This is a genomic window from Williamsia sp. Leaf354 (assembly GCF_001424365.1).
In the GTDB taxonomy this organism is placed as follows: domain Bacteria; phylum Actinomycetota; class Actinomycetes; order Mycobacteriales; family Mycobacteriaceae; genus Williamsia_A.
In genome coordinates this window covers 686,066-700,417 of sequence record NZ_LMPL01000005.1, presented here as the reverse complement: position 1 = coordinate 700,417, position 14,352 = coordinate 686,066, and the positions used below count along the sequence as shown (strand labels likewise).

Here is a 14,352-nt window from a genome sequence, read left to right as displayed (position 1 = left end):
CGACCGCTGACCTGCGAGTCCGCTTCGCCGGAAGGTCGTACCGTCGTCCGGGAACGCTGCGTCGTGCCGCGACGTTGACAGGTAGCCTGACAGTTCAGGTGTACCTACATCGAAGGGACGCGCCGGCGCCGGCTGGGACGTGATGAACCGTAAGACTGTATTCCGCAATTTGGCCATCGTCGCCGTCATCGTGCTCGCGATCTGGGGGTGGACCTTCCTGCGCGACGGTGATCGCGAGTACAAGAGCGTGGACACGTCTGTCGCCCTCACCCAGCTGAACACGAAGAACGTGTCGAACGTCGAGATCGACGACCGTGAGCAGCAGCTCCGTCTCGAACTCCGCGACCCGGTCGACGGCACCACCAAGATCAGCGCCAAGTACCCGGCCCGGGGGAGCGAGTTCGTCTTCGACTCCGTCCGCGAGTCCGGTGCGAAGTACCAGACCAACGTCACCCAGGAATCGGCCCTCTGGCAGATCCTGATCTTCATCCTCCCGATGCTGATCCTGTTCGGCCTCTTCTTCTTCGTGATGAGCCGCATGCAGGGTGGCGGCAAGGGCGGGGTCATGGGCTTCGGCAAGTCCAAGGCCAAGCAGCTCTCGAAGGACCACCCGAAGACCACGTTCGCCGACGTCGCCGGTTCCGACGAGGCGGTCGAGGAGCTCTACGAGATCAAGGACTTCCTGCAGAACCCCGCGCGCTACCAGGCCCTCGGCGCGAAGATCCCGCGCGGCGTGCTGCTCTACGGCCCTCCCGGTACCGGCAAGACGCTTCTCGCGCGCGCCGTCGCCGGCGAGGCGGGCGTCCCCTTCTTCACGATCTCCGGTTCGGACTTCGTCGAGATGTTCGTCGGTGTCGGTGCATCGCGCGTCCGTGACCTGTTCGAGCAGGCCAAGAACAACAGCCCCTGCATCATCTTCGTCGACGAGATCGACGCGGTCGGCCGCCAGCGCGGCGCCGGCCTCGGCGGTGGACACGACGAGCGCGAGCAGACCCTCAACCAGCTGCTCGTCGAGATGGACGGCTTCGGTGAGCGCTCCGGTGTCATCCTCATCGCGGCGACCAACCGCCCCGACATCCTCGACCCGGCCCTGCTGCGTCCCGGCCGCTTCGATCGGCAGATCCCCGTCGGCAATCCCGACATCGCCGGCCGCAAGGCGATCCTCAAGGTGCACGCCGCGGGCAAGCCGATCGACCCCGACGCCGATCTCGACGGCCTCGCGAAGCGGACCCCGGGCATGTCCGGTGCCGACCTGGCCAACGTCATCAACGAGTCGGCCCTGCTCGCCGCGCGCGAGAACCGCACCACGATCACCGCCGAGCTGCTCGAGGAGTCGGTCGACCGCGTCGTCGGCGGACCGCGTCGCAAGAGCCGCATCATCAGCGAGCAGGAGAAGAAGATCGTGGCCTACCACGAGGGCGGGCACACCCTCGCCGCGTGGGCGATGCCCGATCTCGACCCGATCTACAAGGTCACCATCCTCGCCCGCGGACGCACCGGCGGTCACGCGCTGGCCGTGCCCGAGCAGGACAAGGACCTCATGACGCGCTCGGAGATGATCGCGCGCCTCGTGATGGCGATGGGTGGCCGTGCCGCCGAGGAACTCGTGTTCCACGAGCCGACCACCGGCGCCTCGTCCGACATCGACCAGGCGACGAAGATCGCCCGCGCGATGGTCACCGAGTACGGCATGAGCGCCAAGCTCGGCGCCGTCCGCTACGGCCAGGAACAGGGCGACCCGTTCCTCGGCCGCTCGATGGGCGCGCAGAGCGACTACTCCTCGGAGGTCGCCGCCGAGATCGACGACGAGGTCCGCCGCCTCATCGAGGCCGCACACACCGAGGCGTGGGCGATCCTCAACGAGTACCGCGACACCCTCGACGAGCTGGCGACCCAGCTCCTCGAGCGGGAGACGCTGACCCGCAAGGACCTCGAGGTCATCTTCTCGAACGTCGAGAAGCGTCCGCGCATCACCACGTTCAACGAGTTCGGCGACCGCACGCCGAGCGACAAGCCGCCGGTGAAGACGCCGGGCGAGCTCGCCATCGAACGCGGCGAGCCGTGGCCGCCCGAGCCCGCGCCCGATCTCCGCAAGGAGCCGGTCACGGCCGGCTATGCGCCGAACGGCTACAACGGCAACGGACAGAACGGCAACGGCCACAACGGCGGCGGTTACGCGCCGAACGGTTACGGGCAGAACGGCCCGAACGGCTACGGCCAGAACGGCTACGGCCCGAACGGCTATGGCCAACCCCAGCCGAACGGTCAGCCCCAGCCCAACGGGCAGGGTCAGGCCTACCCCGGGTACCCGCAGGGCTATCCCGCCCCCGGCTACCAGGCACCCGGATACGGCAACCCCGGCCACCAGCCCGAGCCGCAACCCGTTCCGCGCCAGCAGAACCCGGGGTACCCCGCGCCAGACACCGGCCCGAACGGCGGAACTCGCCCGGACCAACCCCATGGCGGGACGCGTCCCGACTACGGCGCCCCGGACGGTTGGTCGGCTCCCGGCTGGCCCCCGCGCGACGGCAACGGATCCCAGCCGCCGCGATGACCGTCATGCGTCGTCGGCCCACCGTGGCCGGCGACGCATCGCACATCCACCCCTCACCCGAACACTCTCACCCCGGGCACTCACAGAAGAGCGAGCTCCTGATGACCAGAACCGAAGAGAACCGTGCTGCCATCGCACCTTTCGACCAGCCCCGCGCAGAGGCGGCGGTGCGCGAACTGCTCGTCGCGATCGGTGAGGATCCCGACCGGGACGGTCTGAAGGAGACGCCGGCGCGGGTCGCACGGGCGTACCAGGAGATGTTCGGCGGTCTGCACGTCGAACCCGACGAGGTCCTCGCGACGACCTTCGACGTCGGTCACGACGAGCTGGTCCTCGTCAAGGACATCCCGATGTACTCGACCTGCGAACACCACCTCGTGTCGTTCCACGGTGTCGCCCATGTCGGGTACATCCCCGGCAAGGACGGACAGGTCACCGGCCTGTCGAAACTCGCGCGTGTGGTCGACCTCTACGCCAAGCGCCCGCAGGTGCAGGAACGCCTCACCACCCAGATCGCCGACGCCCTCGTCCGCAAACTCGATCCTCGCGGGGTGATCGTCGTGATCGAGGCCGAGCACCTCTGCATGGCGATGCGCGGCATCCGCAAGCCCGGCGCCTCGACGACCACCTCCGCGGTGCGCGGGATCTTCAAGACGAGCGCGGTGAGCCGCGGTGAGGCACTCGACCTGATCGCACGCCGCTCCGCGGTGCGCTAGCTCCCCGGTCCCACCGAGCCGCACGACGGTGTCCCTCGCCTACGCTGACCGGGTGTCACCGGAGCCCGCACGTCGTGCGTCCATCGCCACCATCGGCGGTCGGACCAGGGTGATCGGCGTCCTGAACGTCACCGCCGACTCCTTCTCCGACGGCGGCCGCTACCTCGACATCGACGCCGCCGTCGCGCACGGGCGCCGCCTCACCCACGAGGGCGCCGACCTCGTCGACGTCGGCGGGGAATCGACCCGCCCGGGCGCCGTCCGCATCGATCCCGAGACCGAGATCGCCCGAGTCGTCCCCGTGGTCCGCGCGCTGTCGGCCGACGGGATCATCGTCTCCGTCGACACCATGCACGCCCCGGTCGCCGAGGCCGCCGTCGCGGCAGGCGCCCAGATCGTCAACGACGTGTCCGGCGGCCGCGCCGACCCCGACATGGCGCGCGTCGTCGCCGACGCGGGCGTGCCGTGGATCCTCATGCACTGGCGACCGGCGGTCGACCGCACCGGCGAACAACGCTTCGCCCACCGCGTCGACGACGTCGGCGGCTACCGCGACGTGGTCGCCGAGGTCAGCGGCGAGCTGCTCTCCCAGGTCGACGCCGCGGTGTCGGCGGGGGTCGACCCCGGATCGGTGATCCTCGACCCCGGGCTCGGATTCGCCAAGGCCACCGAACACAACTGGGCTCTGCTGCACGCCCTGCCAACGCTGGTCGGTCTGGGATTCCCGGTGCTCGTCGGGGCATCGCGCAAGCGGTTCCTCGGTGCGCTGCTCGGCAGCGACGCCGACCCCCGCCCGCCGGCCGGTCGTGAGGTCGCCACCGCGGCGATCAGTGCGCTGGCCGCCATGAACGGGGCGTGGGGCGTGCGTGTGCACGATGTGGTCTCGAGTCGCGACGCCATCGCCGTCGCGACGGCATGGAACGACGGTGGACGGCGAGGGCGAGTGGATGGCTGACCGGATCGAATTGCGCGGGTTGGCCGTTCGCGGTCATCACGGCGTGTTCGCCCACGAGCGTCGCGACGGACAGGATTTCGTCGTCGACATCGTGCTGTGGCTCGACCTGCGCCCGGCCGCCGCGAGCGACGACCTCGCCGACACCGTCGACTACGGCGGTCTCGCGCAGCGCGCCCATGACATCGTCGCGGGCGAACCGCGCGACCTCATCGAGACGGTGAGCGCCGAGATCGCCGAGGACACCATGCGCGACGACCGGGTGGCAGCCTGCGAGGTCACGCTGCACAAGCCGTCGGCGCCCATCCCGCTCACCTTCGCCGACGTCGCCGTCGTCGCGCGGCGTTCGCGCTCACCGCGAGGGGACCGATGAGTCGGGCGGTCCTGTCGATCGGGTCGAACATGGGCGACCGCCTCGAGCTGCTGACGTCGGTCCGCGACGACCTGGCCGATCACCTCCTGGCGGTCTCGGCGGTGTTCTCCACCCCTCCGTGGGGTCCGGTGGCCCAGGACGACTTCGACAACGCCGTGCTCGTGGTCGACGACCCTGACCGGTCACCGGCCGACTGGCTCGACACCGGGTTCGCCCTGGAGCGCGCCGCCCAACGCACCCGCGAGACACGGTGGGGACCGCGCACACTCGACGTCGACGTCATCACCGCGAGCGTCGACGGCGATGTCGTCGTCAGCGACGACCCCGTGTTGACCCTCCCGCACCCACGCGCACACCTGCGGGCGTTCGTGCTCATCCCGTGGCTCGACGCCGATCCCGACGCCACACTGTGGACCCCCGACGGTGTGCGCGCGGTGACCGACCTCGCCGCCGCCCTCGATCCCGCCGACCGCGACGGTGTCCGTCGCCGCGAGGTCGAGGCGTGGTCGACGACGGTGCGGGGTGTCTCGTGACCACCCGCGGCCCCGGGCCTCGCGGCAACCGTCGCGGTGACGACCCCGACGAACCCGGCCTCAAGCCCACTCGCGTCCGCGATCTGCTCGGTGTCGCCGCCGTCGTCGCGGTCGTCGTGTGGCTGCTGGTCCGCGTCAGCTACGGCGAACTGCCGCCGCTGCCGCTGCTCGCCGGGCTCATCCTGTATGTCCTCGCCGCCCTCGAGGTGGTGATTGCATTCGTCGTCCGATCCCGCGTGGCGCGGGCACAGGTCGGCTCGAGCCGCGAACAACTGCACCCGATCACCGCCGCCCGCGTGCTCGCGCTGGCCAAATCGTCGGCGCTGCTGGCCGCACTCGCGCTCGGCGTGTGGGTCGGACTGCTGGCATACCTGCTCGCGCAGAACGATTCCTCGGCCGCCGACCACGACACCCCGTCGGCGGTCGTCGGATTGGTCGGTGCGGTGGCGCTCGGCGCAGCGGCCCTGTGGCTCGAATACTGCTGTCGGACACCCGACGATCCGACCGACGCCGGCGTCTCGGGACCCGCGGTCTGACCCTCCGGTTCGACTCCTCGTGAACTTCGGTCGGGGAACCACCGATCGACCTCGCACAACCGTCACGAGAACGCAGGTATGTTGACGCCCATGACGACCTCCGGTGGCCGCAAGGCCGACGCACGCCGTCAGCGCCGTGGTCCGGCCCAGTATCTGCTCGGTCTGCTGCTCGCCCTCGCCATCGGTGCGAGCGTCGCGATGATCTTCAGCCCGACCCGCAGCATCGTCGCGAGTCTCGCGGTCATCGCGGCGCTGTGGGCCGCGGTGATCGGGGCGATCTTGGTGACCAAGTTCCGCCGCCAGGCCGATTCGGCCGAGGCGAAGACCCGCGACCTGCGACTGGTCTACGAGTTGCAGCTCGAACGCGAGATCACCGCGCGTCGGCAGTACGAACTCGGCGTCGAGGCCCAGATCCGCAAAGAGGTGCGCGCCGAGACCAACGAGGAACTCCACGAGCTCCAGGCACAGGTCGCGGCGTTGCGGTCGAGCCTCGAGCTGCTGGTCGGCGAATTGCCCGAGCAGCGGGTCGCCCTGTCGACGGAGCGCTACCCCGAACTCGAGCGCACCCGCGGACCCCAGCAGCAGACCGCGATCCTCGACGACAGCGTCGTGGCCGAGCGGGACTTCGCGGGCACCGCACCCACCGAGACGCCCGCGTCCCGATCACCCCAGGCCCCTGCGTTCACCGAGGCCCCTGTCTTCACCGACGAGACCCCGACCGACGAGTGGGCCACCCCCGCCCCGTCCGCTCCCGCCCCGTCCGCTCCCGCCCCGTCCGCTCCCGCCCCGTCCGTTCCCGCGCCGCTCACACCCGAGCCGACCGCGGCCCCGGAGCCGCCGCCGGTCGCGACCCCGCGCCCTCCCCAGCCGCCGGTCACCACCCCGCCGGTCGAGACCCCCGCCGCGAGCAGCGGTCGCCACGGTCGATCCGCCGCGGTCGCCGCATCGGCCCCCGGGTCCGCGCCGGAACCCGAACCCCAGCCGGTCGTCGCGCCCGAGACGGCGTCGGAGCCCGAGCCCGAGGCCGTCGCCGACACCACCGCCGCGTGGGACACCTCGGCCTCGACCCGCGGTCGTGATCGTCACCGCGCACCGGAGACCGAGCCGGGCGCGCACGCCAACGGTCGGTCGGTGTCGGAACTCATCGAGCAGTTCCGTGCGCCCACCCCCGGTGGTCGCCGCCGTCGTCGCGACTGAACGACACCGTCGGGGCGGTGACCCCGCTCACACGCGTTGGCTGCTGAGGTGGTCGGCGACCTATCCTCGCCCAGGAACGTCCGGTACCCGATCGCTGGGACCGGAACGAGCATCGGAGGACATCGGTGACCTCACCGGGTATCGCCAACTGGCCCGCGCCGGCCCGACTCACCGTCGGGATCGTGTCGGCCGGTCGGGTGGGCACCGCCCTCGGTGCAGCCCTCGAACGCGCCGACCACGTGGTCGGCGCGGTGGTGGCCCGCTCACCGCAGTCCCGATCGCGTGCCGCCCGCCGCCTGCCCGAATCGCAGGTCCTCGACCTCGCCGCCGTCGCGTCCCGCAGTGAACTGCTGATCGTCAGCGTGCCCGACGCCGCCCTGCCGACCGTGATCGCCGATCTCGCACGATCGGGCGCGGTCCGCCCGGGCACGATCGTCGCTCACACCGCCGGCGCGCGCGGCGTCGCGATCCTCGAACCCCTGACCGCACTCGGCGCCACGCCGCTCGCCCTGCACCCGGCGATGACCTTCGTCGACAGCGACGACGACATCACCCGACTGCGTTCGGCCTGCTTCGGTGTGACCGCTGCCGACGAGATCGGCCACGCCGTCGGAACCTCCCTGGTGCTGGAGATGGGCGGCGAACCCGTCGCCGTCGCCGAGCAGGCCCGCCCGCTCTACCACGCCGCGCTGGCCCACGGCGCGAATCATGTTGTGGCGCTGGTGTCCGACGCCGTCGCCGCGTTGCGCATCGCCCTGGAACAGTCTGCGGGCGAGGGGTTCTCCGCCATCGATTCCGATCCACTCGCGTCCGGCGTGCCGGAGCGCATCCTCGGTCCGCTGGTGTCGGCGGCGCTGGCCAACGTGCTCGAACTCGGCCCGTCGGCTCTCACCGGGCCGGTCGCCCGGGGGGATGCCGCCGCGGTCGCCGCGCACCTCGCCGCCCTGGGCGCGGCCGATCCCGATCTCGCCGAGACCTATCGCGCCATGTCGCTGCGCGCCGCCGCCCGCACCGACGCCCCGTCGGCGTTGATCGACGTCCTGACCGGTTCGACCCCACCTCGAGGTGACCTGTGACCCCGCCCGCTCCGCCCGCCTCCACGACACCCGGACGCCCCTACGTCGCGGGATCGCTCACCGTGCACCGCGACCCGGCGACGCTCACCCAGATCAGCCGGGCGCTGCGATCGACCGGCAAACGGGTGGTCCTCGTGCCGACCATGGGCGCCCTGCACGCGGGCCACCGCGAGCTCATCCGCGCGGCGAAGGCGCAGGGGCCGACCGTCGTGATCGTGTCGATCTTCGTCAACCCCCTGCAGTTCGGGGTCGGTGAGGATCTCGACGCCTACCCGCGCACCTTCGACGCCGACCGTGCGATCTGCGAGGAGATGGGTGTGGAACTGCTGTTCGCGCCCACCGCGGCCGACATGTACCCCAACGGCCCCCGCACCACCGTGCACCCCGGGCCGGCGGGTGCCGAACTCGAGGCCGCCTCCCGGCCCACGCATTTCGCGGGCATGCTCACCGTCGTCGCGAAACTGCTCGCCATCGCCGCGCCGCACGCCGCCTACTTCGGCGAGAAGGACTACCAGCAACTCGTCCTGGTGCGGCAGATGGTCACCGACCTCAACCTCGACATCGCGATCGTCGGGGTGCCCACGGTGCGCGAGTCCGACGGGCTGGCCATGTCGAGCCGCAACCGCTATCTCACACCTGCGCAACGAGAATCGGCGACGGCGCTGTCGGCGGCCCTGGTCGCCGGGGCCTACGCGGCCGCCGGTGGGGTCGAGGCCATCCTGTCCACGGCCCGCGGCGTGCTCGCCGAGCGTCCCGACATCGACGTCGACTACCTCGAGGTGCGCGGCGTGGACCTCGGTCCGCCACCCGAGCACGGCGACGGCCGACTTCTCGTGGCCGCCCGCGTCGGGACCACCCGACTCCTCGACAACGTCGGTGTCGCGGTCGGCACCGGATTCCTCAACCGCGGCAGCGGCGACCCCGACACCGTGTCGGCCGATCACCCGGAAGGGCACTGAGACACCATGTTCCGCACCATGATGACCTCCAAGATCCACCGCGCGCGGGTCACGCAGGCCGATCTGCACTACGTCGGTTCGGTGACGATCGACGCCGATCTGCTCACCGCCGCCGACATCCTCGAGGGCGAGCAGGTCACCATCGTCGACATCGACAACGGCAACCGCCTCGAGACCTACGCCATCGCCGGGCCCCGGGGCAGCGGTGTGATCGGGATCAACGGGGCCGCAGCCCACCTCGTCCACCCCGGCGATCTCGTCATCATCATCGCCTACGGCGTGTTGAGCCCCGAGGAACTGACCACGTACCGTCCCCACGTGGTCTTCGTCGACGAGGACAACCGCATCGTCTCCTCCGGCGCCGACCCGGCCCACGCGCCGGCCGGGTCGGGCCTGCTCGATCCCCGCGAACTCGTCGGATAGCGTCAGATGCTCCTCGCCCTCGACGTCGGCAACACCAACATCCACCTCGGTGTGTTCGCCGGCCGCGGCGACCACGCACATCTGGTGCGCGACTGGCGGATCCGTACCGAACCGCGGATGACCGCCGACGAGCTCGCTCTCACCCTGCGGGGTCTGCTCGGCGACGACGTCGACCGCGTCGTGTCGGTGGTGGGTCTGTCCACGGTCCCGTCGCTGCTGCGCGAGATGCGTGTGGTGGTGGGCAAGTACTTCGGACCGGGCCCGCATGTCCTTCTCGAGCCGGGGCTGCGCACCGGTGTCGCACTGCTCGTCGACAACCCCAAAGAGGTCGGGACCGACCGCGTCGCCAACGCGCTGGCCGCGCACGCCACCTACGGGACCGCCTGCATCGTCGTCGATTTCGGCACCACGACTCTCGTCGACGTGGTGTCGGCGAAGGGGGAGTTCCTCGGTGGGGCCATCGCCCCCGGCATCGACCTCGCCGTCGACGCGCTCGCGGCCCGCACCGTCACCCTGCGCACCGTCGAACTGCTTCCGCCGCGCAGCGTGGTCGGCAAGAACACCGTCGAGGCGCTGCAGTCGGGCATCCTCTACGGCTTCGCCGGGCAGGTCGACGGGCTGGTGACCCGGGTCCGTCGCGAGATCCCCGGCTTCGCCGACACCGACGAGGTGACCGTGGTCGCGACGGGCTACCTCGCGCCGCTCGTCTTCGACGAGTGCCGCACCCTCGACGTCCACCACGGCCACCTCACCCTCGAGGGACTACGGCTGGTGTTCGAACGGCAGAACGACGTTGCGCGTGCGCGCAAGCGGGGACCTGTGGCAGACTCTGCCCCGTGAAGACGTGTCGTGGCGCGGAGTGTTGTCGGGGCTGAGAAAGCCCTCATCGACTCCTGCTGTCCCCACATCTCACCTCGAGGTATCCCATGCCTGTCCTGGCACCCCGTGCGCACATCTCCCACCCCGTCACCACGCGTCGTATCGGCGTGTTGTCGCTCCGCGTCGACGAGTTCTTGCCAGCCGTCGCCGCAGGTCACCGCGTCGTCGACATCCGCGATCAGCGTGAGCGCGACACCCACGGCGTGATCGCCGGCGCGCTGGCCATCGACGCCGCGATCGTCGTCGACCGCCTCGTCCCCGACACCGCCGAATCGCTGCGCGGCGTCACCGCCGACACCCGCTGGTTGCTCGTCGGCGCCGACGGGCACGACGCCGAGTGGCTCACCTGGCACCTGCACGCCCGTGGGGTACCGGGTGCCCGGTTCCTGCTCGGTGGTCACCGTGCCCTGCGGAGCGCCCGTGACCTCGGTCATCGACCGCTGAGCGCATCGCAGCGCCGCGACCTCGCGGTGATCTCGGCCCACTGATTCCGGTGCCGATAGGGTCGTGCGGGTGACCGACACTTCGCCCGACAACATCGACCACCTGCCCGAGCAGCTGCGCATCCGACGCGAGAAGCGTGCCCGGATCCTCGCCGACGGCGGCCAGGCGTACCCCGTGTCGATCCCGCGCACGCACTCACTCGCGCAGGTGCGCGCCGAGCACCCCGACCTGCCCGTCGACCACGCCACCGGGACGCAGGTCGGCGTCGTCGGGCGCGTGATGTTCGTGCGCAACAAGGGAAAGCTGTGTTTCGGCACCCTGCAGGAGGGCGACGGGACCCAGCTGCAGGTGATGATCAGCTTCAACGGTGTCGGCGAGGAGGCGCTCGCGGCGTGGAAGAGCGATGTCGATCTCGGTGACTTCGTCTACGTCCACGGCGAGGTGATCAGCTCGCGCACCGGTGAGCTCAGCGTGATGGCCGATGCCTGGCAGATCGCCTCGAAGGCGTTGCGGCCGTTGCCCGTCGCGCACAAGGAACTCAGCGAGGAGGCGCGCGTCCGCCAGCGATACGTCGACCTCATCGTCCGTCCGTCCGCCCGCGAGACCGCCCGCACCCGGGTCGCGGTGATCCGCGAGCTCCGTGCGGCTCTCGCCGAGCGCGACTTCATCGAGGTCGAGACGCCGATGCTGCAGGCCCAACACGGTGGCGCAGCGGCCCGCCCGTTCGTCACCCACTCCAACGCCCTCGACATCGACATGTACCTGCGGATCGCGCCGGAGTTGTTCCTCAAGCGCTGTGTGGTGGGCGGGCTCGAGCGCGTCTTCGAGATCAACCGCAACTTCCGCAACGAGGGCATCGACTCCACCCATTCGCCCGAGTTCGCGATGCTGGAGACCTATCAGGCCTACGGCACCTACGACGACTCGGCGGTGATGACCCGTGAACTGGTGCAGGACGTGGCGCAGCGGGCGCTGGGCACCCTGACCCCCACGCTCGCCGACGGCACGGTCTACGACCTGTCCGGCGAATGGCTCACCATCTCGATGTACCCGTCGCTGTCGGAGGCGGTCGGTACCGCGATCACCCCGGAGACATCGGTGCCGACCCTGTTGGCACTGGCCGAGAAGGTCGGCCTGGCCGTCCCGCGCGACAAGGGTTACGGGCACGGCAAGCTCGTCGAGGAACTGTGGGAGGAGCAGGTCGGTAGACACATCGACCGCCCGTTCTTCGTCCGCGATTTCCCGGTCGAGACCTCGCCGCTCACCCGCGATCACCGCTCGATCCCCGGCGTGGTCGAGAAGTGGGACCTCTATGTCCGCGGGTTCGAACTGGCCACGGGCTACTCGGAGCTGATCGACCCCGTGATCCAGCGGGAGCGGTTCGTCGACCAGGCGCGACTCGCGTCGGCGGGGGACGACGAGGCAATGGTCCTCGACGAAGAATTCCTGACCGCGATGGAACACGGAATGCCGCCGACCACCGGTACCGGAATGGGTATCGACCGACTTCTCATGGCGCTGACGGGATTGGGAATCCGGGAGACAATCCTGTTTCCGTTCGTGAAGCCGAACGAATGAATTCTGTCGTCATTACCCGGTGACAATTGTCGTACCCGGAATATGTGGTTACAGTGGGTTTCGGCCGGGGGGCTGTAACCGGGGGCACTCACGAGTGTTCTCCCTGACCACCCGCGGCAATGCACGAGTCGAACAATTCATGGTGGGGGCAGCAAGATGGCGAAAAAGGTGACGGTCACCCTGGTGGACGACGTCGACGAGAGCGCATCGGCCGACGAGACCGTGGAATTCGGCATCGACGGCATCAGCTACGAGATCGATCTCTCCGCCGAGAACGCGGCACGCCTGCGCGCCGAGATCGACACGTGGGTCGAGCACGCGCGCCGGGTCGGCGGGAAGCGCCGAGGCCGCTCGTCGTCCGCATCGACCGGTGTCGACGCAGGCCACAGCGCCGCGATCCGCGAATGGGCACGGCGCAACGGACACGGGGTGTCGGCCCGGGGCCGGGTGTCGAGCGACATCGTCGAGCTCTACAACGCGGCCCACTGACCCCCTCTTTCGGCCGGGCTATTTCGCCCCCGAATTCGCCGTCCCGCCGAGAAGTTCGCGTTTGAGAATCTTTCCGGCTGCGTTACGCGGGAATTCATCGATCACGATCACGCTGCGTGGGATCTTGAAATTCGCCAAAGTGGAACGGCAGTGTTCGATCACGTAGTCGACGTCGATGGTCGCTCCTGATCGCACCGTGAGAAATGCGCGCCCCACTTCTCCGAGTCGTTCGTCGGGTACCCCCACGACGGCGGCCTCGGTCACGTCGGCGATGCGCGTCAGGGTCTGTTCGACCTCGGCGGGGTAGACGTTGAATCCGCCGCAGATGTACATGTCCTTGAGTCGGTCGGTGATCGACAGATTGCCCCGGTCGTCGAGGGTGCCGATGTCCCCGGTGTGCAGCCACCCGTCGGCGTCGATGGTCTCGGCCGTCGCGACGGGGTCGTCGAGGTAACCCCGCATCACCATCGCGCCGCGGGTGAGCACCTCACCGGCATCCGACAGTGCGATCTCCATGCCCTCGAACGCCCGGCCGCACGTCGTGGCGACGGTCAGGTCGTCGTCGGCGGGGGTGCATGTCGACACGAACCCGCTCGCCTCGCTCAGCCCGTAGGCGGTGATGACGGTGTCGACGCCGAGGTCGCGCTGGATGCGCTCGACGAGCACCACCGGCACGATCGCCGCGCCGGTGACGACCAGCCGCAGCGACGACAGGTCCGCGGCCGACCGACCGGGGTCGTCGAGGATGGTCTGGAAGATGGTCGGCGCTCCCGGGAACACCGTCGCCCGGTGTCGCTCCACGGCGGTCATCGCCGCCTGGGCGCTGTAGACCGCGAGCGGCACCATCGTGGTCGCGAACATCGTGCACGCGAGGATGCCGGCCTTGTAACCGAACGTGTGGAAGTAGGGATTGACCATCAGGTAGCGGTCGTCGTGGGAGAGTCGCCCGTTGGCGCCCCACGCGTACGCGCCGGCCATCGACTGGCGGTGCTCGGCCAACACGCCCTTGCTGCGCCCGGTGGTGCCCGACGTGAACAGGATGTCGGACAGGTCCTCCGGCGCGACCGCGTCGGCGCGGGTGTCGGCCTGCGCACGCGACCCGTCGGTCGCGCCGGCCAGGAAGTCGTCCCAGTCGATCCCCGCGCCGCGGCTGTGGTCGACCGTGGCGTGTGGCTCGTCGTCGAGTCGGATCCGGACCGCGACCCGCACGTCGGTGTCGACGGCGAGGTCGACCTGCTCGGTCAGCTCGGCGAGCCGATCGGTGCCGAGGAACGTCCCGGCCACCACCAGGGCGCGGGTATGGGTGCGCACGAGCACGTCGACGACCTCGGTGGCGGTGTAGCGGGTGTTCAGCGGGACCAGTGTCGCGCCCGCGTAGTGCGCCCCGAGTGCCGCGACCGGCCAGTGCACGCTGTTGGGCGACCAGATCGCGACCCGATCGCCCGCTGCGACACCGTTCTCGACGAGCGCTCCGGCGAACGTGCGGACCGCCGCCAGCAACTGCGACCAGGTCAGCGTGACGTCCTCGCCCCATTGGTCGTCGACGATCGCGACACCGTCGGGGTGCTCGGCGGCGACCGCGCGCAGTGCGGCCACGCTGGTCTGGTGATTCGTCACGCGGCTCTCCTTCGGGTCACGAGACA

Annotated in this window: 15 protein-coding genes; 14 read left to right on the top strand and 1 reads right to left on the bottom strand. The window is 70.1% G+C overall.

The window, feature by feature from the left end:
* The first annotated feature begins 142 nt into the window (after positions 1–142).
* The 14 genes from ftsH (at position 143) to ASG12_RS19825 (ending at position 12,709) form a co-directional block, all read left to right on the top strand.
* Positions 143–2,554, top strand: coding sequence for an ATP-dependent zinc metalloprotease FtsH (gene ftsH / locus ASG12_RS19890; RefSeq protein WP_055793443.1), 2,412 nt, complete (start codon positions 143–145; stop codon positions 2,552–2,554).
* Positions 2,555–2,655: 101 nt separating this feature from the next.
* Positions 2,656–3,270, top strand: a complete 615-nt coding sequence (gene folE, locus ASG12_RS19885) for a GTP cyclohydrolase I FolE (protein WP_045824517.1) — start codon at positions 2,656–2,658, stop codon at positions 3,268–3,270.
* Positions 3,271–3,322: 52 nt separating this feature from the next.
* Positions 3,323–4,225, top strand: coding sequence for a dihydropteroate synthase (gene folP / locus ASG12_RS19880; RefSeq protein ID WP_443089107.1), 903 nt, complete (start codon positions 3,323–3,325; stop codon positions 4,223–4,225).
* Positions 4,218–4,595 carry a dihydroneopterin aldolase gene (folB, locus tag ASG12_RS19875; protein WP_055793915.1) on the top strand — a complete coding sequence of 126 codons (378 nt, stop codon included), beginning with the start codon at positions 4,218–4,220 and terminating at the stop codon, positions 4,593–4,595. Before folP ends, folB begins: the two co-directional genes overlap by 8 nt.
* Positions 4,592–5,128: a 2-amino-4-hydroxy-6-hydroxymethyldihydropteridine diphosphokinase gene (folK, locus tag ASG12_RS19870; RefSeq protein WP_055793441.1), complete on the top strand. Its 537-nt coding sequence runs from the start codon at positions 4,592–4,594 to the stop codon at positions 5,126–5,128. The genes folB and folK overlap by 4 nt, the downstream gene beginning before the upstream one ends.
* Positions 5,125–5,664, top strand: a complete 540-nt coding sequence (locus tag ASG12_RS19865; RefSeq protein WP_055793912.1) for a DUF3180 domain-containing protein — start codon at positions 5,125–5,127, stop codon at positions 5,662–5,664. Before folK ends, ASG12_RS19865 begins: the two co-directional genes overlap by 4 nt.
* A gap of 90 nt (positions 5,665–5,754) precedes the next feature.
* Positions 5,755–6,861, top strand: coding sequence for a DUF6779 domain-containing protein (locus tag ASG12_RS19860; RefSeq protein ID WP_082502237.1), 1,107 nt, complete (start codon positions 5,755–5,757; stop codon positions 6,859–6,861).
* A gap of 125 nt (positions 6,862–6,986) precedes the next feature.
* Positions 6,987–7,937, top strand: a complete 951-nt coding sequence (locus tag ASG12_RS19855) for a Rossmann-like and DUF2520 domain-containing protein (RefSeq protein ID WP_055793437.1) — start codon at positions 6,987–6,989, stop codon at positions 7,935–7,937.
* The gene (gene panC, locus ASG12_RS19850; RefSeq protein ID WP_055793435.1) at positions 7,934–8,896 is read left to right on the top strand and encodes a pantoate--beta-alanine ligase; all 963 of its coding nucleotides are present in this window, start codon (positions 7,934–7,936) and stop codon (positions 8,894–8,896) included. The genes ASG12_RS19855 and panC overlap by 4 nt, the downstream gene beginning before the upstream one ends.
* Before the next feature lie 6 nt (positions 8,897–8,902).
* Complete coding sequence (gene panD / locus ASG12_RS19845; RefSeq protein WP_055793433.1) at positions 8,903–9,319, top strand: aspartate 1-decarboxylase; 417 nt, start codon at positions 8,903–8,905, stop codon at positions 9,317–9,319.
* Between the two features lie 6 nt (positions 9,320–9,325).
* The gene (locus ASG12_RS19840; RefSeq protein WP_055793430.1) at positions 9,326–10,159 is read left to right on the top strand and encodes a type III pantothenate kinase; all 834 of its coding nucleotides are present in this window, start codon (positions 9,326–9,328) and stop codon (positions 10,157–10,159) included.
* 86 nt (positions 10,160–10,245) lie between these two features.
* Positions 10,246–10,686 carry a rhodanese-like domain-containing protein gene (locus ASG12_RS19835; protein ID WP_156378197.1) on the top strand — a complete coding sequence of 147 codons (441 nt, stop codon included), beginning with the start codon at positions 10,246–10,248 and terminating at the stop codon, positions 10,684–10,686.
* 25 nt (positions 10,687–10,711) lie between these two features.
* Complete coding sequence (gene lysS / locus ASG12_RS19830; protein ID WP_055793428.1) at positions 10,712–12,220, top strand: lysine--tRNA ligase; 1,509 nt, start codon at positions 10,712–10,714, stop codon at positions 12,218–12,220.
* Positions 12,221–12,376: 156 nt separating this feature from the next.
* Positions 12,377–12,709 carry a histone-like nucleoid-structuring protein Lsr2 gene (locus tag ASG12_RS19825; protein ID WP_055793426.1) on the top strand — a complete coding sequence of 111 codons (333 nt, stop codon included), beginning with the start codon at positions 12,377–12,379 and terminating at the stop codon, positions 12,707–12,709.
* A gap of 18 nt (positions 12,710–12,727) precedes the next feature.
* Here ASG12_RS19825 and ASG12_RS19820 read toward each other — a convergent pair whose 3' ends face one another.
* The gene (locus tag ASG12_RS19820; protein ID WP_055793423.1) at positions 12,728–14,326 is read right to left on the bottom strand and encodes a FadD3 family acyl-CoA ligase; all 1,599 of its coding nucleotides are present in this window, start codon (positions 14,324–14,326) and stop codon (positions 12,728–12,730) included.
* Positions 14,327–14,352: the final 26 nt, after the last annotated feature.

Coding starts and splice junctions, on each gene's coding strand:
- ASG12_RS19840 (WP_055793430.1), top strand. CDS start 9,326: ATGCTCCTCGCCCTCGACGTCGGCAACACCAACATCCACCTCGGTGTG.
- folE (WP_045824517.1), top strand. CDS start 2,656: ATGACCAGAACCGAAGAGAACCGTGCTGCCATCGCACCTTTCGACCAG.
- ftsH (WP_055793443.1), top strand. CDS start 143: ATGAACCGTAAGACTGTATTCCGCAATTTGGCCATCGTCGCCGTCATC.
- ASG12_RS19860 (WP_082502237.1), top strand. CDS start 5,755: ATGACGACCTCCGGTGGCCGCAAGGCCGACGCACGCCGTCAGCGCCGT.
- ASG12_RS19835 (WP_156378197.1), top strand. CDS start 10,246: ATGCCTGTCCTGGCACCCCGTGCGCACATCTCCCACCCCGTCACCACG.
- panD (WP_055793433.1), top strand. CDS start 8,903: ATGTTCCGCACCATGATGACCTCCAAGATCCACCGCGCGCGGGTCACG.
- ASG12_RS19825 (WP_055793426.1), top strand. CDS start 12,377: ATGGCGAAAAAGGTGACGGTCACCCTGGTGGACGACGTCGACGAGAGC.
- folK (WP_055793441.1), top strand. CDS start 4,592: ATGAGTCGGGCGGTCCTGTCGATCGGGTCGAACATGGGCGACCGCCTC.
- folB (WP_055793915.1), top strand. CDS start 4,218: ATGGCTGACCGGATCGAATTGCGCGGGTTGGCCGTTCGCGGTCATCAC.